The sequence below is a fragment of the Microcoleus sp. FACHB-672 genome (genome assembly GCF_014695725.1).
GTDB lineage: Bacteria > Cyanobacteriota > Cyanobacteriia > Cyanobacteriales > Oscillatoriaceae > FACHB-68.
Map to the genome: position 1 here is coordinate 38,623 of NZ_JACJOU010000026.1, position 23,051 is coordinate 61,673.

Below are 23,051 nucleotides of genomic sequence, written 5' to 3' on the forward strand. Positions count from 1 at the left end.
CGATCAATTAATGTAATTTAGAAAACACAAAGCTGAGATCCTTCCCAACTAATGCTTGTAGCCATGAGACCAAATGTAAAACACACTCATCCAAAATTGATATGAGCGATAACCAGCATCCAGCATTTGAGCCAAATCAACCGGCAAACTCACCGGCAGATGATGAGATTCCCAATCGTAACAAGCCGGCAGACGAGTCTCGCAAAATTACTGAGGTGCCGGCAGATTCATCTTCAGATGAAAAAAACTCGGTTTGGGAGTCTGTCACGGAGAAAGTAACCGGCGTTGGAGGCGCAATCGGCAATAAAGCATCCCAGGCGGGTAAGGCGGTGGTGCAAACGGCTGCAAACGTAGGAGAAGCCATTGGAAATAAGGCATCTCAAGCGGGTAAGGCGGTTGCAAATGCGGGAGAAGCCGCTGCCAAACAAACACAACAGATGTTCTCTCAAGCGGCGCAAGGTGCCGGGGTTGCGGTTGCTTTTGTGGGAGATAACCCACTGTTGCGATATGCCACTCAGGTGTTGCAGGTGGATTGGTTGGTGAGAATTGTGGATCGCGTGGATGTGGTGAAAGCGCAGGAGGCAGTGCAACAGCTCAAGCAAAAACATCCGAATCAATCACCGAGTCAGATTGCCCATCATTTGATGCTGGAGAAGTCGTTTTATGCCGGCGGCATTGGATTGGTGACGAGTTTGGTGCCTGGGGTGGCGGCGGCAACCTTGGGGGTTGATTTAATGACAACGACGCTATTACAAGCGGAAATGGTGTATCAAATCGCTGCAGCTTATGGGATGGAGTTACAAGATCCGGCACGTAAGGGGGAAGTTTTGGCAATTTTCGGGCTGGCGCTAGGCGGATCACGGGCGATTAAAGCCGGCTTGGGGTTGTTGCGGACATTACCGGCAGCCGGTGCGGCAATTGGTGCGAGTGCGAATGCGGTGATGTTGTATTCACTGGGATATGCGGCGTGCCGGTTCTACGAAGCCAAGCAAAACCCACTGACTTCTAAAGAAACCATCTCGGAAACTCAGGCGGAGAGCGAGAAATATCAAGAGGTGGCGCTAGCGCAACAAGCGATTATGGATGGCATTTTGGCCCACCTGATTTTAGCCGGCAATCCGGGGAAATCTCCCGAAGACATTGTGCCGGAATTGCAACCGCTAAACCTCAGTCCCGCTTCCCTAGCGGTCATTTCTACCAATTTGCAATCCCCTCAACCTTTAGAGGCACTGCTTGAGCGGCTTAATCGTGATTTTGCGGTGGCGCTGCTAGGGCAGTGCGCCAAAATCGTTAAACTCGATCAAATTACTTCGCCGGCAGAAGCTGAAGTCATCGCCACCATTACAACAAAATTAAATACCAAAATTGATGCAATCCAGTAACTACACGGATGCGAAGCCTTGCGTAGAGATGAGCACAATAAGGAAGAGTGAAGAGTTAAGTTTGAAATGTGAAGGGTTAAGCAATTTCTCCTTGGCCCCAGCAAGCGTACTCCTCTTTCTTTCGCCTCTGTGCTGCACTACCGACTACCTAATCGGCAATCAGCGATGAGGAATATTTAATAAACGTAAGGATAACCTTAGTATTGCGGTAGTCCTATGCAAACTCAAGCGCATTTACCCGAATCTAGTCTCGAACAAGTCATCAAGAAAATTTTTACGTCTTACCGGATTACACGCGCCGATCAACAATTATTTATGAAGACGCTGCTATCCAAGGACACACTCACAGCACAAGAGCAACAGCAGATTGATCGTGTGTTCGACGCCTTACGCAGAGGGTTGCTCAGAGTTGTCGATTAAATGTGCCGATTTCTATTAAATTGTCAGCGCTTAAATTTGCTGGAAAGTTTAAGGAATTTGTAAAAGAGTTGGTTGTTTTCCCTAGGGCTGCGTTGAATTTTTAGGGAAATATTTTTGAGGCTGCAAGTAAACGATTATGGTTTCTTTTTGAATCGAGTACGATTGCAGCCGGCACTCTTATTTTTTTCTTAGTACGTTTGAGCGCCAAGTGTTAGATCGACGTTAAATAGACTTGATAATTTTTTTAACCGCAGGTGAAACTGGAATGTGCTTTGCTGCTCATTAAAGTTCCACCTGCCGACGTAGATAAACGCAGATGATAGTGCACAGTGCCGGCAGGCATATACAGATATCAAGATAAAATGTATGACATTAATCATACAAAGTAAAAAGTAACTTTAAGCTTAATCAACCAAGATTCACACAAAAAACTAGGGGCAAATGTATGGATAGCCCCTTGAAAACATTAGAACCAGCTAAGAAGCGAACTCAACAGCTTTTTAGGCAACTGTAGTATCCCTCAATAGCAGCGATATTTATAGACTGATATTGTTAACGACAGCAAAAGCGCTGTCCACATCCACTGTGGAATGCCCTCTAAAACCCCAAACACTTCCGGGAGTACAAGACATAACACTGCCATAATGTAAGCCGTTGCGATAGTGGCAATCACAGGGGTGAAAATGCTAAGAACTTCTCTCATCGTTGATTAACTCTCCTTCTGCTATGGTGTTGGGCAGCGCTCTCGCCAGTCTCTTGCGGTTTTCTATTTCACGTCCTCTTTTCGATAATGTCAACAATTTTACATAAAAATCCATACTGGGTGTGGCAATTTCTAGTCTGGCTGTGTTAAATTTGGCAATTTGCCACCTAGGCTAGTGGCACCAAACTCGGTTAAGGAAGAAGAAATTGAAGGTGAAATCGGCCTTATAATGCCTCACCGATCAGGGTAAAAGCAGCCCAGTCTTTGGGATTGGGGTATTGTTGCATTGTGGTAAGCATGGCGCTGCGGAGGGCTTGGGCTTTGTCCTGCTTTTGCAGCAGATTCCGGTAAAATTCAGTCATTAAGGATGCGGTTGGGGCGTCTGGAACCGCCCACAGAGAGACAATCGTGCTAGGCACACCGGCAGCAATCAAAGCCCGAGATAATCCAATAACCCCATCGCCGGTGATCCGTCCCCCAGCCGTATCACAAGCACTGAGGACGACTAAATCAGCATTAAGTTTCAATTGGAGAATTTCACCGGCACTGAGCAAACCCGTATCCCCCTTGGAAGGGGCGAGTGCGATTGCCCCCGGTACGCCCGATCCTTGAAAATCATCCAGTAAGCCGTGGGTTGCTAAATGAATCAGCCGTGCCGCAGGCATTTGCTTCGTAATCGCCTCCTTCGTGGCAGCAGCGCCGGTGATTGCTTGAGTGTTGAGCATTTGAGCAATTGCCAAGGCTTCCCGTTCTGCCCCTGGTAAACTCGATAACTGCTGGGGCCGATCTCCTGGTTTTAACGAAATACTTGGCATCGTGGGATTGCCGACAACCAGCGTATTTGTCCCTGAAATTTGTTGCCGTTGTCGGTGGGTTAAATCCAGCACTTGAATTGCCGGCGCTACGACTATTGTGTGTTTTTCAATGAGGTATTTGCCGGCTTGATCTTGTAGCGCGGAGAAAGGAACCAGAAATAGTTGTTTTTGTGGGATAAATGTTACACGGGCTTCTGGATCTGCCGGCAAAAGATCCGCAATCGGTGAAATAAGTAACTGATGGAGTTGTTGCAGCCGATTTGCTTGCTCAGTTTCACTCACTCTCGCAATGGTTCCCAAGCCGCGACCCCGAACACCTATAGACTCTCGGCTGTTAGTAACAAGTTGGGAAAGAGACGTATTTTGTTGTTGCCATAGCGGTTTGAGATCGCTTCGACGAAATGCCACCTCACCTGTTGGCTTAATCACCCAAATAAATAATTCTGATTCTTGATAACTTTGTTTATTTTTAACGTTGAAATCATCATTAATAATTGAATATTCCACAAGCGTCGCATTTTGCTGCTTAGCTATTTGTTTAATTTGCTCGATATTCGGCGGCGCAATTTGATCAGCAGTTTCAGGAGATAGCCGGCCTGCCAGTAATTCTACAAATGCTCTAGCTCGCCCCCGCTCTGCCATTTCTAACGCTTCTTCGGGTTTGTTTTGAGCGATTAAAACTTGTTCTAAAGTCGTGTAAGTATTTCTTTGGGTTTCAAAGATTGACACTTTAAACGCATCATTATCTTTTAAACCGGCTCTGAGAGATTCTAAAACTTGAATGCCGGCAAGCAGCGTTTTTTCGGCTTCAGGTAAATTTCCTGATCGAAAGAGGGACAGCCCTAAATTATTTAGAATAGACCCTTCTGAAATCGGATTTTTAATCTCCCTGACAATCTCCAAACTCTGCCGATCATATTCTATAGCTTTCTGATAATCATTTAAGAAATGATAAGCCAATCCCATATTTCCTAGCGCCTTTGCTTCCCCCAGCCGGTTACCAACTTCTCGCGCCACCGCCAAATGTTGCTTATAGTAATTAATAGCTTGGGCGTACTCACTCTGGTCATCGTAAACAAGACCGATCTGTCCCAAAGCCGTCCCCTCTGCGCTGCGATTGCCAATTTCTTTAGCAATCGCCAATTGTTCCTCGTGGTAATCAATCGCTTTAGCATACTCGCCTATCTTGCGGTAAACAATTCCCAAATTTCCCAGCGCGGTTCCCTGCCCATTGCGATCGCCAATTTCCTTAGCAATCGCTAAGTGTTGGTTGTACTTTTCAATTGCTTTGGCATAGTCTCCCACTTCAAAATAGACTGTTCCGAGATTGCCCAGCACTGTTGCCTCTTCCTGGCGAGCGCTTAGGGATTGCATAATTGATAAAGTCTGCTCGTATTGTTCAATTGCCTTGGCATACTCGCCCAACTCCTGGTAAGCAATTGCCAAATTTCCCAGAACAGTGCCCTCACTAGAAGGATTGCGGATTTCTCGCGCAATGATCAAACTCTGCTGATATAAATTAATCGCTTGAGTCACATCACCTTGATCGTGGTAAACCGTTCCCAACAAGTTGAGTGTCGTTGCCTCACCACTGCGATAGCCAATTTCTCGCGAGATATCTAAAGTCTGCCGGTAAAATTCTATTGCCTTGGGATAGTTGCTTTGTGCTTTGTAGGTGCGTCCTAAATTTCCCAAAGCGTTCGCTTCTCCCAGCCGATGTTTAATAAATTGAAAGATCGCTAAACTTTGCTCATACATTTCAATCGCCTTGGGATAATTGCTTAGTGCATAGTAATCATCGCCTAAGTTTGATAAAATGATAGCTTCTCCTCTCTGATTGCCAATTTCTCGCATAATTATGAGCGTCTGCTCGTTATTTTCAATTGCTTTGGTATAATTGCCAAAATTCTTGTAAACAACTGCAAGACTGCCCAACGCATTCGCTTCGCCCTGGCGATCTTTGACTTCTCGTGCAAATGCTAAACTTTGCTCGTACGCCTCAAGGGCTTTGACATAGTCTCCCAAAGCTTTGTATACATTTCCCAAATCATTAAGTGCCGATCCCTCACCCGATTTATCTCCAAGCTTTCGGGCCAGCGCTAAATCTTGCTCGTGATACTCCATCGCCTTTTCATAATTGCCCAAATCCTTGTAAGCAATTCCTAAATTTCCAAGAGCGTATAGTTGCCCCTTTGGGTCATTGATTTCTTGGGCAATGGCTAAACTTTGCTGATAATATTCAATTGCTTTATTGTAGTTATTAATACTGTAGTAAGCAGCTCCGAGGTTACCTACAGCCCATCCCTCTCCTTGTCGGTTTTTAAGTTGCCGATAGATAGTTAGGGCTTGCTGCCAAGATTCAATCGCCGCTTCAACTTGATTAGCTTTTAACTGCTGAGTACCTTGCTCCAGAAGTTGTGATGCTTCTGCTTCACGGTTATTAGGAATTTGTGCTAAAATTATACCATTTTGAAGTTTTAAATGGGAATTTTGGGTTAATTGAGCGCTCAGCGATTCAGGAGTGAGCGTAAGAGTAGATAGAAGAGTGATGATGGCACTACAAACTATTTTTTGGGGTTGCATACAAAAGTTAATCTTTAAGGGTTAAAAGCAAAGTAGTCATGAAAAATCGCGTAAAAACCTTAAACTCTCAATTTATTTTAGACACACCATAACTCATCTGTTGGCCGTTAGGCATATACAGATTAATTTGTTTTTTCGTAGAGAAATTTATGGTTTAAACGACTTCAAAAGTGATTGAGAGTGCTGCCATTTGGGTTGTATCGATGCCACGAACGGCAGGATTAATTGCCGCCGGCAGACCGCGAGTGGTTTCTCCTAAGTCATCCAATAAATCGCCCATTACTTCTGTCGGCTGATTTAAAGCTACAGGGCCGCGATCTACTCCTGTTTGGGAGGATAATTGGCGCAATGCTTGAAGTGCTTTTCGTAGAGGAAAACTACTGGCAACAATCAACACTTCAGTCATCCCCTTGGGTTCCTGGGTAATCAGTTTAAATCCATCTTTATTTGCATCGGGAATTGCCAGAGTTTGGCCGGCACTCACCCGCGTTACGTCATCAGATGCTGTCCACTGATTGGGGAAAACAACTGAGATTTCACCGCTAGAATCAATCACCAATACACTGAGATAAAGATCGCGCGATTCTTTATTCTCGATCTGAAATTGAATCGGGGTTTGTAGTGGTAATTGCGTAACAGTTGACGTAACTTTTGGCTGAACTCTGGTTTGTCCCCCACCCCGCGCCGTGAATGACTGCGCTAAAACTTGGCTTTGATTTTCTGGTGTCATGGAGACAACTAAATTCAGCCGCGAGGAATTACTATTAAGGGTGAGTTTGACAATTCGGGCAGCGAGGAGTGATTTGAGTTTAGCTTGCAACCGGCTCACCGCAGCACTCACCGACTCACCGGCAGCCCCAAAGGAACCAGGAATCACTTCTAAACTGGGGGAAAATAAGCCAATACTGTCAATGGCTGGAAGATTGGGAATTTGCCTGGACTGTAACTCTTGGCGATAGGTGCCGGTCATTCGTCCTAAAATGTAGTCCACCTCTTTTTGTTGCACCGGCACGACTTCAATCCGTCTGATCGCGTCGATGGCTTGTTTGGCGCTGCCGGCATCGTTACCGATAGACAAATCCAAACCGATACGGAGACTGACATCGGCGGGAATTCCCCGTGCACGTTCCTGCAAGAGTGATCCCGCTTGGGCGTTTTGCAGCAATTTTCCTCGCCCAATTAATCCATTTCGAGATTCTAGCTGTACCAATCCTTGTTCGCCACCACGGGCGTCCATCACAGTGAGAACTGCCCCTTTTCCAAATGCGGCAAGGCTTTGAGGATCGAGTCCTCCCAGCCATAATGTGGCTTGATCGCCGCTAACGTTGGTGACAACTGCTTCCGCCGGCTGCGTTTGTCGGTTGATAAAATACAGGGGTTTGTTATCGTTACCGCTTGCCGGTTTAACTTCAAAAATCGGTTCTTGCCGGCTGAAGGAAAGCTGTGTGGTACTGCGGGCAATATTCGGAACCGCACTAGCCAACACTTCTGTGCCGGTTTGCTGCCAAAGATATTGCGTCATTAAATAAGTAAATGCGCCGGCGAAAAAGTCGCTAAACGGCGCATCAGCGGCTAATTGATTGCGTTTTGTAGAGGCAATTACTGCCCCTTTTGCTACGCCGGCGCGACGCTGTTTGATAAATTCTTCTGGAGAAAGATTCAGTCGTGAAAGCCATTGTTGCTGATATTCAAACTCAGCCGGACTGGCTTCGAGTTGTCTGCCGCCATTACGGGATCTCACCCGGAAATTCCCCCGTGTCCCCCCGCCAGAGTAGCAGCTATCGAGCACTGCCGTCACATTTTCTGTTTGCAATGCCGACATTAATAAAAATAGCGTGTGCCCCATAATGTCTTGCACGGCACCGCCTTTCACGGGATAATCGGGCGGCAGTTTACTATCTGCCGGCACAAAGGTACTATTCAACCCATCGGGATAATCTTTATCTGGATCGACAACTTGAGAACCGTGTCCGGAGTAGTGAAATACCACCACATCTCCCGGTTTGGCTTGTTTAATTAAATGTTCTTCAAACGCCTCTAAAATGCTGGTTCGTGTGGCTTGCGCGTCTGTTAGCGTCAGGATATCCTTCGGCTTAAAACCAAATCGGTAGGTCAACAGTTGACGCTGTAATTCTACATCTGTGACGCAGCCTTGTAAATGTGAAAACCCGGCATCTTCAGCATATTGATTAATTCCCACTAGCAAGGCAAGTTTTCGCGGGGTGCTTTGAGCCAGCAATTGACCCATTTTGTCGCCTTGCTGCTGTATATCTAGCTGGCTTAAGCCTAAACTTGTGAGAAAAGAGCCGGTGAATTGCAAAAACTGACGGCGGTTGATGCGGGACATCGTTCCTCCTCAGGAATTTCGATTTCAGATTTTCGACACACCCATTTGAAATTTTGAATTTAAGGAGTTTTATTAAGTATTAATACTGAGTTAGGATTATTTTAGATTTAACCGGGATTTATAATTGCTGATTTTTGGTGTTTAACTGATTAACTTTTGCTTTTATTTAATAGCAGAATTTAAAACATGAGTCAAGAAATTAAGAGTAGAGTTTATAAAATTTTAGAATCATCCGATTCTGAGGACTGGCTGAGCCGGTTCGATGATATTAGCGTAACTGTGCTAGTAATTTTAGATGTGACTGATTTTGTTTTGGCGACTTCTCAAGAAATTTACTCCAAGTATGAGGTATTTTTATCAAATATTGAATTAATTGCCGTTATCTATTTTACAATTTTGTATATTTTGCAGCTTTGGTCATGCACAGCAGATGCTAGATACTCACATCGTTTTTGGGGAAGATTGCAATATGCCGTGAGTCCTTTAGTAGTAATCGACTTAATGGCGATTATTCCTTTTTTCTTGCGCGTGATGTTTCCCCATGTGCAATTAATCGAATCAACAGAAATTTTGCGATTGTTGCGATTATTAAAATTAATTAGATATTCAGCCTCTCTACAAACTATTTTAAAAGTTATCAACGGCAAAAAAGACGAATTAATTATGACGGTTGTGGCGGTAATTATTTTGTTAATATTTGCATCTAGTATCATGTTTCTGGTAGAAAATGAAGCGCAACCAGAAGCATTTCCCAGCATTTCAGCGGCGATGTGGTGGGCAGTGGTGACATTAACAACGGTGGGGTATGGAGATATTTACCCGGTGACGCCGGTGGGAAAATTATTTGGTGCAGCACTTGCTTTTATTGGAATTGGATTGTTTGCGCTGCCGGCAGGGATTATTGCTTCAGGGTTTTCTGAAGAAATTCAAAAAAGAAAGCGTCCTGAACTTGATGCACAACCGTGGACAACCGAACAGCAACAGGCAATGACAACCCATATTGAACAATCAGCAGAGTTGATGAAATTCTGCATAGAGACAGCGAAGAAAAAGTTTGGCGATAGTTTTGAGAATGAAGAAGTTATCCGAGACTTAGCTATTTCCCTGTATAAGGAAGCGGTGGGTAAGTTTAAGATTTTTTGAAGCCGGCATTAGGGCATTTAATACCGGCTTCAAAAGCAAGGAACTTAGCGAACTTTTCAATTAGTTAGTTAATCAACAGGAAATTTACTCCGACGACGCTTCCGAGAATAACCAATTCCTAACAAAAGAAATCCCGCCGCCATACCCAAAACTTGGCTGGGTTCCGGCACATCCGCATTTGCCGGCAATGAACCCGAACTTAATTGTTTGTTCATCCTTTTCGGAATTACAACCGGCACAACCTCTTGCCGTTTAGGATTCTTGGAATCAACTCGCACCTCTTCAGACACCGCGACAAATGCTGTGTATTGAGATAGCAACCGATAGGCAAGTGCAGTATCCGTAACTGCCTTAACACCGGCAAGATTTTCAGCGCCATACATTTGATTCATTAAATCTTTAATTCGTGCCCTTCCCCACAGTTGTGAAATTGCAGAATTGCCACTCACTTGATCGAAATTCACATTGAGAATCTTCTCATAACGCTGACCTCCTGCGATAGTGCCGGTGATGCGAATTTGCCCATTTTTGCGGTCTTGTTTACGCCCAAATAAGACTAAAGGTTGACTTGCAAATAAATCTGCTGCCTTGAGGGGATAAATTTCTGCCGGCTTCCCAGAACCGACCCAAGTTATTTCAATATTTGTTAAAACCGGATTGTTAATTTCTCGGAAAAACTTCTGTGCGACAGCCTTGCCAGATTCATGGGGAGGCACAATTTCAGCCGTTCCTCGTCCCAACTCTGCCAGCCGGTTAATTAAAAACCGATTCGTTGAAGAACCTACACCAAAACTGTACAGCCGGTTTCCAGCTTTTAGTCGCTTCTGAACTTCTGCAATTACTTGAAAGTCATTGCCAATCAATCCGTCTGTCAACAAAACCACGCTTCGCAAGCGTCCTTTAGGTGCCGGTGGAAAATCTAGAACCTTATTCATTCCATTCATTAACTCACTGCCACCATTTGCACTCAAACCATTAACATAAGCAATTGCTTTCTGACGGTTTGACGGCGTATTTGGTAAAGGGTTAGAGGACAGTTGCGTTGTGGTACTGGCAAAATCTATAATCGTAAACGTGTCTTCAGGATTGAGACCATTAATAAACTGCCGCATCAATTCCTGAGATTGCTGAATAGCCGCACCCGCTTGAGATCCAGATGTATCCATCAAGAACACAACATCTTTAGGCACAATCTGATTCGGATCGTACTTCACGGCTGGAATTAAATAAGTTGCAAAATGACCGCCTTTTTCATCCGATTGAGTTAATACCGTCGCCTGAGTGGAAGCACCGGCAACTTTGTAACGCAGAATCAAATCTTTATTGGGAATCGTCTTTTCCCCAGCAAGTTTCACCTCCATCGTTGAACCGGCACGTTGAATCGCCATTTGATGGGAAGGTGAACGTACTTCAGTAATTGGAACGCCGGCATCAATATCCACTGTGACATTAATATCTTGCCCAGAACGAGTTGCAGAAATCGGTGGATTCAGTTTCGCGGCATCTGCTACACTGTTTCCAGGAATATAACGCGGCCCTACTACCATTGGGAAGACAAATTCATAGTCGCCTCCCTCAAACTTTAAACTTTCGGTGTAGCGAATCGTAACATCAATTTTTTCACCGGGTTTAATATTCGCCAAAGATTGGGTAAAAATATTATCCCGTTCTTGTTCAAGCAAGCCTGCAGTTTTTCCCTGCTGTTTCGCTTGCCGATAAATTTGCTTGGCTTCTTCGCGCTTTTTAATTAAGCCACGAATCACGCGATTTCCCACCCGAATTTCCATATCATCCACCGCCGCCTCATCTGGCAGGGGAAAGGTATAAATCGCTTCTAAAGGTTCTTTGTAGGGATTAGCAAATGTCTGCGTCACTTCAACGCGCGACACATTGCCAGAAATTTTGGCTTTCACTTCTGTGTGTTGCAAGGGAAATGTTTTTTGCTGATTATCCGCAGTAAATAAGCCTGCCGACTGTGGAGGTGCTATTGGCTTCACCGGCACGTTATATTCTTGCGATACTGGGCTATTGTAATAAGTTGGCTGCGGCGGGAATAATGTATTCAATAGATTCATGCCGGCAGTCCATCCCACGACGATAACCGTACCCCCTAGCAGCACCTTATTCTTTGTCTTTGACAGCGCTGAGGGGGTAGCATTTAAATCGGTGAGAATTTCAGTCGTTGATTCGTAGCGCCGCTTCGTTGCACTTTGCAGCATTTTGTCAAGAACTTTCCCTAACTGAGGACTCACCGGCTTCCTCAAATAATCTCGCCAAACCCAACGATCTTCTCCACTATCAAACAAATCAAAGGGTGCAACTTGAGTCATTAAGTGGATGCAAGTGACACCCAAGCTGTAGATATCACTAGCAAAAATTGCCTTGCCTTTGGTTTGTTCTGGCGCTGTGTAGGCAGCAGAACCGATCATCGTGCCGGTTTTCGCCAAAGCCGTCTCCGTAGCCAATTTTGCCGCCCCAAAATCAACTAAAACCAGCTTGCTATCTGCCTGTCGGCGAATAATATTTTCTGGCTTTATATCTCGGTGAATAATTTGGTGATTGTGAACAAACCCCAACACCGGCAGCAAATCATTTAACAGTTGACGAATTTTAGTTTCGTTAAAAGATCCTTCCTCTGCTAATTCTTGCGCCAAATTGCAACCGGCAATCCACTCCTGCACAAGATACTGATGCCCGTTTCGCTCAAAATACCCCAACATTTGCGGAATTTGCGGATAGTTACCCAGTTGTTTGAGTCGCTGTGCTTCTTCACGAAAGAGTTCTGAAGCTTTCTGAGTATTGCCGGTTTGCTGAGGAAAAAACTGCTTGATCGCGCATCGCTTTTGTGCCGGCTGCAATTCATCCACAGCCAGAAAAGTGCGCCCAAATCCCCCAGCACCGATAGGTTCAATTGCCCGATATTGCCCTTGCAGCAGTAATTGAGCGCCGCAACTGTTACAAATTTCGTCAGAGGAAAAGTTTTGCGGATGTTGACAGTTGGGATTGAGGCAGTAGCACCCATCGAAGTTGGCGGTGGGTTTTTTTTGAGGAGTGAATTGACTCATAAACGCCTGATTTTTAAGACTTAATGGAGTTGCCAGGGTGGCACATGAGGTGCCCAAGCGAGGAAGCTTGAATAGCCGCTACAGTTTTCGCGAGGTGAAATACGGATAAGCGGCTTGATCAGAGCAAAAAAAGCTGCCGGTGGGGGTTGCTAAGCTTCAGACAATGCCGGTTAACCAGCGATCAAGAGCCGGCGCGTCTTTTAAAGCAGCATAATTGACGTGATTCTAGCTAATCTTTCTTGAGAGGGATTGACACAGATCACTTTTCACTCAAAAGACTGAATGCACCACCCCTGTAAGCCTAGGGTTTAAACGCCTAGCCGTTGAGTGTAGAGGTGTGCCGGCAAATACTAGGCGTTTGGGCAGGGATCTGTTATTTTTTGGGATAATATTCGTTGAGTTATTTCGATTCAGCGAAGTAATTTGATTGCTGCGGTTGCTGGGATTGAACATCACAGGTAGCAAGAGCGCTTTCACAACTGTCGATCCCAGGTTTCTGAATTGAAGAAATTAGGGTGCTGTCATCAAGGCAAAGAACATGGCTGGGAATCCCGCACACGTCAAACGGTTGCTAGAAACGAAACAATGTCAGGGAGGCGATCTCAGGGATGCCAACCTGAGCCGGTTCAATCTCAGTGGTGCCGACCTCAGCGGTGCCAAGTTGATGTTTGCCAATCTCAATAATGCCAAGCTCAGCAAGGCCAATTTGAGTGGTGCCGATTTAAGTTTTGCTAACTTGGTGGCTGCCGATCTCGTGAGTGCTGATTTAAGCGGTTTAGACGCCAAGGGAATTAATCTGTTTGAGTCTCATCTCAACAGTGCCAACCTCAGCGGTGCTGACTTAAGAGTGGCAAATCTGGTTAACTGCGATCTCAGTGATGCCAACTTAAGCGGATCAGATATGGGAGGGGCGAATTTAATCGGCACCCAGATGACGAGAGCCAACCTAAGTGGGGCAAACTTGGGAGGGACAAATATGGGGAAAGCGAATTTAGTTGCAGCGAACTTGCTAAATGCCAACCTCAGTGATGCGCGGTTAGTGGAAGTTGATCTGAGTGATGCTAACCTCAGCGGTGCTAACTTGAGTAGCGCCAACCTGTTGAATGCCAACCTCAGCGGCGCAAATCTTAGTGGTGCCAATTTGAATGGTGCAAACTTGGCAAATGCAAAGCTGGACGGTGCAATTGGACTTGAGAGCGACAGCCCAAATATAAGGCGACCAAATGTGGAGACAACAGCAAGTGCGCCGCCGGTGGGAATGTCTTACTTGAGTTTGCCTCATGCAGGGCCGTATTATTCTGATTCCCCAGGTTCTGCCGGCAAGCCACGCTTCGGTACGCCCTAGAAATCGATTTTTCTTAGTCGTAAATTGCCGGTTAGCACTATTAGTTTGCCTAACGTGTAAACGTCCCTGTGCTGGAACTTGTACAAGTTCTTATACGAGTTCACCAAATTCTTGATAAAAATAATGCCTCCAGAATAAAACCCTATCCCGTGACCGAGGCAACTAATGGATTCTTCAGCCCCACACCGGCTGACTCAATTAGCCAAAGTGTTCTTCAAGCTCGGCGCAATCGGATTTGGTGGCCCTGCGGCTCACATCGCCATGATGGAGGATGAGGTTGTCCACCGGCACAAGTGGCTGACGCGAGAGCAATTTCTCGATCTTGTCGGTGCAACAAACTTGATTCCCGGCCCGAACTCTACAGAAATGGCGATTCATGTGGGATACATCTACGCCGGCTGGTTGGGGTTAATTGTCGCCGGCATCTGTTTTATCGGGCCGGCAGTTGTGATCACCGGCGCATTTGCCTGGGCTTATGTCGTGTTTGGCCAACTGCCGCAAGTCTCGCCTTTGCTCTATGGCATCAAGCCGGCAGTCCTCGCCATCATCTTGGGCGCTATCTGGAAACTGGGAAAAACCGCTGTTAAAAACCGCAAACTCCTGCTGATCGCGGTTGCAGTTACGGTTGCCTTATTTTTAGGGCTAAATGAGGTGATTGCCCTGTTACTCGGAGGCTTACTGGGAATGCTTTGGCTGCGTTTATCCCAAGGACACAACGACGGAACCGGCACGGGATTTAACGGATGGCTGATTGGCGTTTCCTTCCATCCTTTACTCTCCCAAATTTCTACCGCTTCCCCGCTTGCCTCGCCTACTGCCCCGACTTTGTGGCAACTTGGATTATTTTTCCTAAAAGTCGGCTCAGTTTTATTTGGCAGCGGCTATGTGCTGATAGCCTTTCTAGAAGAGGGATTAGTCGGGCAAGGCTGGCTAACTCAACAGCAGCTACTGGATGCCATTGCTATTGGCCAATTCACACCAGGGCCGGTGTCATCAACCGCTACATTTATTGGTTATGTGATTGCCGGCTGGCCTGGAGCCGTGGTGGCCACACTGGGCATTTTCCTGCCTTCGTTTCTGTTTGTTGCTGCATTAAACCCCTTGCTCCCGCGTCTACGTTCCAGTCCTTGGGCTTCAGCATTTTTAGATGCGGTGAATGTTAGTGCTATCGCCCTGATGGCGGCAGTGACTGTGCAACTCGCCAGAGGCATCCTGATCGTCTCAACCGGCACTCAACTCAACATTGATTGGTCGGCACTCTTCATTGCAATCATTGCTGCCGTTGCTGCCATTCGCTTTCGCCTCACCACCATCTGGCTAGTCTTAGGGGGCGCATTGATGGGCTGGCTTGCCAATTTTATCTTGAGCAACTGATCGGAGAGGAAGGGCCAGGAAACGACTTCCTAGCCCCTAACCCCTAGTCCCTAACCTCTAATTACCGGCCAATGCCAACGTAACGGAAGCCGGCTTTTTCCACCGCCTCCCGATCAAGGAAATTGCGGCCATCAATGATCACGCGGTTGTTCATCAGCTTAGCCATTTTTTCATAGTCAAGCGTGCGGAACTGCTGCCATTCCGTCACCACCAGCAGGGCATCGCAGCCATCGGCCAGCCGTTCTGGATCAGTTTCTACAAGCACGCCAGATAGACCATGACGAATGCCGGTTTGAGACACAATCGGGTCATAAGCTTTCACTTTTGCCCCCAGCCGGTTTAATTGCTCAATCACGTTGAGTGCCGGCGCATCGCGCATATCATCCGTATCGGGTTTGAAGGTCAGACCTAACAAACCTACGGTTTTACCCTTGAGGATTTTAAGTTCGTGCTGAAGTTTTTCAATGGCGAGTAACCGCTGACGCTGGTTGACGCTGACTGCAGCTTTGAGAAGTTGAGCCTCATAGTTGTAGTCATCAGCAGTGTGAATTAACGCGGAAACATCTTTAGGAAAGCAGGAACCGCCCCAACCAATGCCGGCATTCAAAAATTTGCTGCCAATTCGGGAGTCCAGACCGATTCCTTTCGCAATCTGCACCACATCTGCACCGACGCGGTCACAAATATTAGCAATTTCATTGATAAAGCTGATTTTGGTTGCCAAGAACGCATTTGCAGCGTACTTGATCATCTCAGCAGAACTAATATCGGTGACAACCACCGGCACCGGCTGCAACGACTGATCTTCAGCAAACTTACGCTCAATGATCGGCGTGTAAAGTTCCTGCATCATTGAGATGGCTTTGGGGCTGTTGCTTCCCAAAACGATCCGATCTGGGTTAAAGGTGTCGTAAACTGCTGAGCCTTCGCGCAAAAACTCTGGATTACTGACAACGTCAAACTTAACACCGCTCTCAACGGCAACCTCTTCATTTGTTGTGCCGCCACCGACTCCCACCAGCGTCTTCTGACGTTCGGCGAGGCCATCAAGCACAATCATTCGCACCCAGTCACCTGAACCGATGGGCACGGTTGATTTATTCACGATTACCTTATATCCGCCATCTAGGTGGGCACCAATGCCACGGGCAACGGCTTCGACATAGCGGGTATCGCTTTCGCCCGTTGCCAGTGCCGGCGTCCCCACCGCCACAAACAAGATCTCACCGTGAGCCACCCCGGCTGCCAAATCTGAGGTAAATTCCAGATTCCCAGTCTGATAGGCTGCCTGCATAATCTCTGTCAGTCCCGGTTCAAAGATTGGCGACTGCCCAGACTTTAGCAGAATAACTTTTTGTTCGTTGTTGTCTACGCACACGACATGATGCCCAATATGGGCCAAGCAAGCGCCGGTTACTAAGCCAACATATCCAGTACCAATGACACAAACACGCATAATCGTAGATCCTCAAAAATAAAGGTTTGGGGTTTGGGGAAAGAAAAGTAAGAGGTGGGCAGCGTGAACCCAGTTAATTGTGCCCAGACAAGCGGCAGAAATTGCGCCGGTGTGAAATTTGTTTGAGCGCTTTTTTGTTCTGCCTTCTCTCTTTACTTCTTGTGCCTGTTCGCCACAGTGTTATTTAATGCAAAGGTTGCTAGTTTGAAGTGACACGGTCGCGGAAGTCCTGCACCGTCATCTTTAAACCTTCTGCTAGAGGCACTGTGGGCTGCCACGACAGCCAAGTTTTAGCTAGGGTAATATTCGGCTGCCGCTGCTTGGGGTCGTCTTCGGGCAAGGGTTTAAATATAATTTCTGCCTCTGGATTGACCATGTGCTGGATTTTCTGAGCCAATTCTAAGATAGTGTATTCATCCGGGTTACCCAGATTGATCGGCCCGATGTGTTCGCCATTCATCAACCGAATCAGCCCTTCCACTAAATCAGAAACGTAGCAGAAACTGCGAGTTTGCGAGCCATCGCCATAAACGGTTAGGGGAATTCCTTTTAAGGACTGCACGATAAAGTTGCTCACAACTCGACCGTCATTTTCTAACATCCGAGTTCCGTAGGTATTAAAGATGCGAGCCACTCGAATGTCAACGCCATTTTGCCGATGATAGTCAAATGCTAGGGTTTCGGCAACCCGCTTGCCTTCGTCATAACAGCTGCGAATGCCGATGGGGTTAACGTTGCCGCGATAGTCTTCTGTTTGCGGGTGAACTTCTGGATCTCCATACACTTCCGAGGTGGAAGCTAGCAGAATTCGTGCTTTGACACGCTTTGCCAGTCCCAGCATATTCATGGTTCCCAAGACATTCGTTTTGATAGTCTTGACGGGATTGTACTGGTAATGCACCGGCGACGCAGGGCAAGCCAAATGGTAAATCTGATCTGCCTCTAACCGAATCGGTTCGGTGATGTCATGCCGGATGAGTTCAAAGTAGGGATGATTGAACCATTTCAAGATGTTGCGCTTGTGCCCTGTATAGAAGTTATCCAAACAGATCACTTCGTGGCCATCGGCCATCAATCGGTCGATGAGATGGGAACCAATAAACCCAGCGCCACCTGTAACCAAAATTCTCATCGTTTCCTACTCCCGCTCTGTTGATATAAAATCCGGTTGAACACTCTGAATCTTGTCTGCTCCTTAAACAAGCTGAAAATTTGAGTATGCTTAGTTTTCAGCCGTAATTATCAGCGTGATTGATCGCGCCTTGACACCCTAAAACCCTGAACTACAAAATTTAAACTCGATTAGGTCTGAAATCGCGCCTAAAGGAATTATTCCCCTGTTGCTGCGCGTTCTATCTTCTGTGTTCCTAGAGTTTTTGGCATTCCAGTCTTGAATCAAGGCAGGGTAACTCGCTGCAAGTGAATAAGGCTTTGCTACAAAAGGCGTCCTCAAAACCAAATCAACTAGCAAGTTAACAAAAACTGCGGCTGAAGCGGGACTTCAGCACGCAGAATTTATCAAATCTTTAACTCTCTAGGGGCGCGCCAAACACTTTAGCGTTAGCCCTGATCCAGCTTAAGCACTGCCATGAAAGCTTCTTGGGGTACATCCACGGTTCCCACTGACTTCATCCGCTTTTTACCTTTTGCTTGCTTCTGTAGCAGTTTTTTCTTCCGGCTGATGTCACCGCCGTAACATTTTGCTAACACGTCTTTGCGAATGGCGGGGATTTGTTCGCTAGCGATCACCCGACTGCCGATGGTGGCTTGAATCGGAACTTTAAACTGATGGCGAGGAATCAGTTCTTTAAGTTTTTCGACCATTGCCCGCCCGACGTTATAAGCTTTGTCACGGTGGACAATCATCGCCAAGGCATCCACGGGATCGTTGTTAATCAGGATATCGAGCTTGACGAGGGGATTTTCGCGGTAGCCAATTAGGTGATATTCCATGCTGGCATAACCACGCGAACGGGACTTCATTTGATCAAAAAAGTCCGTTACCACTTCTGCCAAAGGCAATTCATAAATTAATGTGGTTCGCCCTTGGGTCAGATATTTCATATCTTTAAAAACGCCGCGCCGGTTTTGAGACAGTTCCATCAGGGCACCGACGTAGGTTTCCGGGGTAATCATCTCCACCTTGACAAAAGGTTCTTCGATTTTTTCCCGGTGGTTGGGATCTGGCAAGTGGCTGGGATTATCGATATCAATGATTTCGCCACTGTTGGTTGTCACCCGAAACACCACAGAAGGCGCGGTGACAATCAAATTCAGATTGTATTCCCGCTCTAAGCGCTCTTGCACAATTTCCATGTGCAGCAAGCCTAAGAAGCCACAGCGGAAACCAAATCCCATTGCACTCGATGTTTCCGGTTCGTAGTGTAGGGAAGCATCATTTAATTTCAGCTTTTCTAGAGCTTCGCGCAAGTCGGGAAATTGGTCGGCATCAATGGGAAATAATCCACAAAACACCATCGGTTTGGCTTCGGTGTAACCGGGAAGTGGTTCAGATGCCGGCACTTTCGCCAAGGTAATCGTATCACCGACACGGGCATCTTCTACGGCCTTGATCGCAGCACCCAGATACCCCACCTCACCGGCATGAAGTTCATTGACTTGGACTTGTGTGGGGGAAAGCACACCCAATTCGTCAATTTCGTACTCTTTACCCGATGCCATCAGACGGACGCGATCCCCTTTTTTCACCGTGCCATCCATGACACGGAAATAGACAATTACGCCGCGATAAGCATCGTAGTAGCTATCAAAAATCAGCGCCCGCAAAGGTTGAGAGACGGTATCTTTGGGTGCCGGCACCAAATGGACAATGGACTCTAGAATTTCATCAATCCCAATGCCTTCTTTCGCAGAAGTATGAATCGCACCAGAGCAATCTAAGCCAATAATTTCTTCGATTTCTCCCTTAACTCGTTCTGGTTCAGCGCCTGGTAAGTCAATTTTATTGAGAACCGGGATAATTTCTAGGTTATGGTCTAGGGCAAGATAGACGTTCGCCAAAGTTTGCGCCTCAACACCTTGGGACGCATCTACCACTAAAAGCGCTCCTTCGCAAGCGGCCAGACTTCTTGACACCTCATAGGAAAAGTCTACATGGCCGGGAGTGTCAATTAAATTCAGGACGTACTGCTGGCCATCCTTGGCTGTGTAATTCATCCGGGCCGCTTGCAGCTTGATAGTGATGCCGCGTTCCCGTTCGAGTTCCATGTTGTCGAGGAACTGTTCCTTCATCTGCCGGACATCGACTGTGCCGGTGGTTTGCAGAAGCCGGTCTGCGAGGGTTGATTTGCCGTGGTCAATGTGGGCAATAATAGAAAAATTCCGAATACGAGAGACCGGAACGTCAGTCATACGCTTAGCTTTAGCTGCCTGCGAGAAAAAACAAAAAATAGGGGGTCGAGAATCTGCACCCAAAGACTGGGCTGCTTAACGCATTTTAATGCTTTACCAGCAAGAGCGGGTGATTCTAGTTTTATTGCTTTGCTCTGATAAATCAGCGTCGTACAATAAGGATTAGGGAATGCCGGTGCAACCGGTTGTCGGTTGTTGCTGCCTGACTGACAGGAGCGAGTGTTTTCCTAAACAGCGCGTTATTCCATCTGCCGTCTGCATATCGGCTGCAAAGCCCGTTCTTAACTTTTTAATAGGATTTTTTGATGATGAATGAGCCTGCTGTTGATACCCGTCGCTCAGCCGATAAGGTAGAAGTTTCTATCCAGATCGATCCTGCCCTCCTTGATGAAATTAAGCACCTGACGAACGATCCAAGCAAGGTCGTTGAAACCGCCTTGCGGCAGTGGCTAAGAGGTGAAAGCCATCGGGATGACGAACTAACTCGCAACCTCCCGAGAAACCCGCCAGTGCCGCCTAGAGGGGAGTGGAATGATTGAGTGAGCGATAACCGGCTGGGGTGGCACTGGAAGTTAAGGCGCTTTTGCCAGTTGTGCCGGCAGATCAGGTAGGCAGGGTCTTGATTCAATACCCTGCGAAACTTATCATCATGGCCGGTAAAGGCGCAGTCGCTTCTGTGATTTAACCCCCAACGAAAGAGGTGAGCAACGCATCTCAATCTTTGTCAAAACAGACCGGCAGGATATGTGTCTTTAAACGTTAACCCTAATGACTGTTTGGTTCTTGCGCCAAGGGTTTTGCACAAGTCAAGGGTGGTAAGCCTTTACAATAGGAAGTTATAAAGGCCATATTAAAAGCAGTCTTAAAAGTAGTAAGAATCGGTGTGAAGTGTTAGGGTTCAGGCAGATTTTAGTAGAAATCTTTGATTGTTTTGTTGCCCCTGCTTTCTCTTTTTCCTTCTTAAAAACGTGTGTGAGATTGCTGTTTGCATATTTGAGCGGCACCCTCTGTCTCTGCATGGTGCCTCAATTAGCCTAATTTTTTGGGCCAACGCTTCGGGTTTAACTCTGGCAGTTTCCCATTGTGACGATGATGACCTCTCCCGCTGATTTTCAGTCCCCGCTTGCAGACTCTCCAGCCCTGGCATCTGGGGCAGAAGAGAATTCTGCCTGGTTGCAAGGGCTGGGCGCAGAGTTGGCATTCACTCAAGACGCAGCAGGCGTCTATCTTTCTTTTTACTGGCACAGTGCTGGGCGTTACGGTCTTTTACCGGCACAAGTTACAGGGCAATTGATGCGCGACACATTTGGGCCAGTAGCGCTGACGCCTTATCTAGAACGGGTGGGGCGGGTTGTGGAGAGTTTAATCCCAGAACGTTTTAGCTATCCGTTTCGCTTTAGGGAGCAATATTTTCTCTTCGATCTGGTCGTTAGCCCGATTATGGCGGTTGATTCTGAGGTAAAAACAGTTTTGGTGATGGGCCGGCTGTTGCCCAATGAGCGTAGCAAGAATTTGGAGAAAAATGCGCCGGCGCAAGAGGATTCTACGGTTTTGGCGTCGAGTCTGGATCTACACCAGAAGTTGCTCAGCAAAATTGTCGGGATTATTCGCCGCACGCTGCCACCAAGCTCGGAATTATACCAAAAGTTGCTGAGCAAAATCGCTCACAATATTCGCCGCACTTTGGATTTAACGACGATTTGCCAGCAGACAGTAAACGGTTTGGGACAGGCGCTGAATGTGAGTCGCTGTATTATCTGCCTGTATAAAAGTTCGACTCCTGCGGTGCCGGTGGTGGCTGAATTCTGCCAAGAACCTTATTGTGAGATGCTGGGTCTGGAACTGTCTGTGGTGGATGATGCTTACCTGCAACAAGCGCTGACAACCCTGGAACCCGTGGCAATTGAAAAGATGCCGGTGAATGCCTTTGGGCAACAGTCGATGATTGTAGCGGCGACTTTCTACCAAGACCGGCCTAATGGCGTAATCTGCCTGCATCAGTGTGATCGAACTCGTCCGTGGAGTGCGGCAGAAATGGAGTTCGTGCAGGAGTTGGCGGATCAAGTTGGCACGGCCATCGCCCATGCAACACTTTATCAAGAATTGGAAGAAGCGCGCAAACAAGCCGAGGAAGCGTCCCGCCTAAAAAGCGAGTTTCTAGCAAATACTTCCCATGAATTGCGAACGCCCCTAAATGGCATGATTGGGTTTCTGAGGCTAATCATGGATGGGATGGCAGATGATCCTGAAGAACAGCAAGAGTTTCTTAAGGAAGCCCATAACTCGGCGATACACCTGCTCAATGTGATTAACGATGTTTTGGATATTGCCAAAATAGAAGCCGGTAAAATGCAGCTCGATCTTGGCCCGGTGAAGCTAGATGAGCTGCTGAGTGCGGTTGAGGACTTGAGTGGGGCACAGGTACAGCAAAAAAATCTATACTTCCAAGTTCAAAGACCGGCAACCTGCGATGAAATTCTCGTTTTTGGTAACTACCAACGGCTGTTGCAGGTACTGCTGAACCTGGTCGGTAATGCGATCAAATTTACCCATGAGGGTGGAGTTACGGTTAGCGCCGAAGTGATTGTGCAGAAGGTAATCATTCACAACCAAGAACTCCCGGGTATGGTACTCGTGCGCGTAGCAGACACCGGCATCGGAGTTTCTCTGGATAAACAAGACAGATTATTTCAATCGTTCTCTCAAGTCGATAGTTCTCGCACTCGCCAGTATGGGGGCACCGGCTTGGGATTGGCCATTTCTCAACGGCTTGTGGAAGCGATGGGGGGTGTGGTGAATTTTTACAGTATGGGCGAGGGACTTGGCTCAACGGTTACGTTTACAGTGCCGTTGTTTCAAGAGCCGGTGATGATTTCGACGCCATCCCTCGAAACTATTGACATTTTTGATGAAATATGAAATGGCTATCAAGTAGGTGCCGGCAGTCTCTTGCTCAAGGTAGCCGTTTGGAGGGCCGGTTAAAACAGCTTAATCTCAGGGTATAGAGACTCAGGGTTAGCTCTGGCATTAAACTGAGGATCGTACT

15 protein-coding genes are annotated in these 23,051 nt (G+C 46.9%); 8 read left to right on the top strand and 7 right to left on the bottom strand.

The features are described from left to right. The first annotated feature begins 101 nt into the window (after nucleotides 1–101). Both H6F56_RS20320 and H6F56_RS20325 read left to right on the top strand, forming a co-directional pair. Entirely contained in the window at nucleotides 102–1,382 is a 1,281-nt protein-coding gene (locus tag H6F56_RS20320; RefSeq protein WP_199313110.1) for a hypothetical protein, read from the top strand. A 216-nt stretch (nucleotides 1,383–1,598) separates the two neighbouring features. After that, on the top strand, nucleotides 1,599–1,802 hold the full coding sequence (locus tag H6F56_RS20325; RefSeq protein ID WP_190671832.1) for a hypothetical protein: 204 nt from the start codon (nucleotides 1,599–1,601) through the stop codon (nucleotides 1,800–1,802). 520 nt (nucleotides 1,803–2,322) lie between these two features. Here the strand turns inward: H6F56_RS20325 and H6F56_RS20330 are convergent. From H6F56_RS20330 to H6F56_RS20340, 3 genes are all read right to left on the bottom strand, one after another. Continuing rightward, on the bottom strand, nucleotides 2,323–2,505 hold the full coding sequence (locus H6F56_RS20330; RefSeq protein WP_190671835.1) for a hypothetical protein: 183 nt from the start codon (nucleotides 2,503–2,505) through the stop codon (nucleotides 2,323–2,325). 224 nt (nucleotides 2,506–2,729) lie between these two features. Continuing rightward, entirely contained in the window at nucleotides 2,730–5,903 is a 3,174-nt protein-coding gene (locus H6F56_RS20335; RefSeq protein ID WP_190671839.1) for a CHAT domain-containing protein, read from the bottom strand. 154 nt (nucleotides 5,904–6,057) lie between these two features. Continuing rightward, nucleotides 6,058–8,250, bottom strand: coding sequence for a caspase family protein (locus H6F56_RS20340; RefSeq protein ID WP_190671842.1), 2,193 nt, complete (start codon nucleotides 8,248–8,250; stop codon nucleotides 6,058–6,060). 186 nt (nucleotides 8,251–8,436) lie between these two features. Here H6F56_RS20340 and H6F56_RS20345 point away from each other — a divergent pair, with 186 nt between their 5' ends. Then, complete coding sequence (locus tag H6F56_RS20345) at nucleotides 8,437–9,393, top strand: potassium channel family protein (RefSeq protein ID WP_190671845.1); 957 nt, start codon at nucleotides 8,437–8,439, stop codon at nucleotides 9,391–9,393. 68 nt (nucleotides 9,394–9,461) lie between these two features. Here H6F56_RS20345 and H6F56_RS20350 read toward each other — a convergent pair whose 3' ends face one another. Beyond that, nucleotides 9,462–12,458, bottom strand: coding sequence for a VIT domain-containing protein (locus tag H6F56_RS20350; RefSeq protein ID WP_190671848.1), 2,997 nt, complete (start codon nucleotides 12,456–12,458; stop codon nucleotides 9,462–9,464). A 538-nt stretch (nucleotides 12,459–12,996) separates the two neighbouring features. Here H6F56_RS20350 and H6F56_RS20355 point away from each other — a divergent pair. Together H6F56_RS20355 and chrA are read left to right on the top strand one after the other, a co-directional pair. Continuing rightward, nucleotides 12,997–13,803 (top strand): pentapeptide repeat-containing protein, encoded by an 807-nt coding sequence (locus H6F56_RS20355; RefSeq protein WP_190671851.1) that lies wholly within the window; start codon nucleotides 12,997–12,999, stop codon nucleotides 13,801–13,803. A gap of 165 nt (nucleotides 13,804–13,968) precedes the next feature. Continuing rightward, nucleotides 13,969–15,177, top strand: a complete 1,209-nt coding sequence (chrA, locus tag H6F56_RS20360; protein ID WP_190671855.1) for a chromate efflux transporter — start codon at nucleotides 13,969–13,971, stop codon at nucleotides 15,175–15,177. 61 nt (nucleotides 15,178–15,238) lie between these two features. Here chrA and H6F56_RS20365 read toward each other — a convergent pair whose 3' ends face one another. The 3 genes from H6F56_RS20365 to lepA form a co-directional block, all read right to left on the bottom strand. Continuing rightward, the gene (locus H6F56_RS20365; RefSeq protein WP_190671858.1) at nucleotides 15,239–16,633 is read right to left on the bottom strand and encodes a UDP-glucose dehydrogenase family protein; all 1,395 of its coding nucleotides are present in this window, start codon (nucleotides 16,631–16,633) and stop codon (nucleotides 15,239–15,241) included. Between the two features lie 199 nt (nucleotides 16,634–16,832). Beyond that, complete coding sequence (locus H6F56_RS20370; protein ID WP_190671862.1) at nucleotides 16,833–17,765, bottom strand: UDP-glucuronic acid decarboxylase family protein; 933 nt, start codon at nucleotides 17,763–17,765, stop codon at nucleotides 16,833–16,835. Between the two features lie 428 nt (nucleotides 17,766–18,193). Then, complete coding sequence (lepA, locus tag H6F56_RS20375; RefSeq protein WP_190671865.1) at nucleotides 18,194–20,005, bottom strand: translation elongation factor 4; 1,812 nt, start codon at nucleotides 20,003–20,005, stop codon at nucleotides 18,194–18,196. Nucleotides 20,006–20,313: 308 nt separating this feature from the next. On the opposite strand from lepA, the gene H6F56_RS20380 reads away from it, so the two are divergent. From H6F56_RS20380 to H6F56_RS20385, 3 genes are all read left to right on the top strand, one after another. Further along, nucleotides 20,314–20,544, top strand: a complete 231-nt coding sequence (locus tag H6F56_RS20380; RefSeq protein WP_190672253.1) for a type II toxin-antitoxin system CcdA family antitoxin — start codon at nucleotides 20,314–20,316, stop codon at nucleotides 20,542–20,544. Nucleotides 20,545–20,564: 20 nt separating this feature from the next. Next, nucleotides 20,565–20,690: a hypothetical protein gene (locus H6F56_RS26965; protein WP_255513761.1), complete on the top strand. Its 126-nt coding sequence runs from the start codon at nucleotides 20,565–20,567 to the stop codon at nucleotides 20,688–20,690. Between the two features lie 407 nt (nucleotides 20,691–21,097). Then, entirely contained in the window at nucleotides 21,098–22,924 is a 1,827-nt protein-coding gene (locus H6F56_RS20385; RefSeq protein ID WP_190672255.1) for an ATP-binding protein, read from the top strand. Nucleotides 22,925–23,051 lie beyond the last annotated feature (127 nt).

What these genes read in the sequence shown, in the direction of transcription:
- chrA (WP_190671855.1), top strand. Translation starts at nt 13,969, where the DNA reads ATGGATTCTTCAGCCCCACACCGGCTGACTCAATTAGCCAAAGTGTTC.
- H6F56_RS20320 (WP_199313110.1), top strand. Translation starts at nt 102, where the DNA reads ATGAGCGATAACCAGCATCCAGCATTTGAGCCAAATCAACCGGCAAAC.
- lepA (WP_190671865.1), bottom strand. Translation starts at nt 20,005, where the DNA reads ATGACTGACGTTCCGGTCTCTCGTATTCGGAATTTTTCTATTATTGCC.
- H6F56_RS20350 (WP_190671848.1), bottom strand. Translation starts at nt 12,458, where the DNA reads ATGAGTCAATTCACTCCTCAAAAAAAACCCACCGCCAACTTCGATGGG.
- H6F56_RS20325 (WP_190671832.1), top strand. Translation starts at nt 1,599, where the DNA reads ATGCAAACTCAAGCGCATTTACCCGAATCTAGTCTCGAACAAGTCATC.
- H6F56_RS20340 (WP_190671842.1), bottom strand. Translation starts at nt 8,250, where the DNA reads ATGTCCCGCATCAACCGCCGTCAGTTTTTGCAATTCACCGGCTCTTTT.
- H6F56_RS20330 (WP_190671835.1), bottom strand. Translation starts at nt 2,505, where the DNA reads ATGAGAGAAGTTCTTAGCATTTTCACCCCTGTGATTGCCACTATCGCA.
- H6F56_RS20335 (WP_190671839.1), bottom strand. Translation starts at nt 5,903, where the DNA reads ATGCAACCCCAAAAAATAGTTTGTAGTGCCATCATCACTCTTCTATCT.
- H6F56_RS20355 (WP_190671851.1), top strand. Translation starts at nt 12,997, where the DNA reads ATGGCTGGGAATCCCGCACACGTCAAACGGTTGCTAGAAACGAAACAA.
- H6F56_RS20365 (WP_190671858.1), bottom strand. Translation starts at nt 16,633, where the DNA reads ATGCGTGTTTGTGTCATTGGTACTGGATATGTTGGCTTAGTAACCGGC.
- H6F56_RS20380 (WP_190672253.1), top strand. Translation starts at nt 20,314, where the DNA reads ATGAATGAGCCTGCTGTTGATACCCGTCGCTCAGCCGATAAGGTAGAA.
- H6F56_RS20370 (WP_190671862.1), bottom strand. Translation starts at nt 17,765, where the DNA reads ATGAGAATTTTGGTTACAGGTGGCGCTGGGTTTATTGGTTCCCATCTC.
- H6F56_RS20345 (WP_190671845.1), top strand. Translation starts at nt 8,437, where the DNA reads ATGAGTCAAGAAATTAAGAGTAGAGTTTATAAAATTTTAGAATCATCC.
- H6F56_RS20385 (WP_190672255.1), top strand. Translation starts at nt 21,098, where the DNA reads ATGACCTCTCCCGCTGATTTTCAGTCCCCGCTTGCAGACTCTCCAGCC.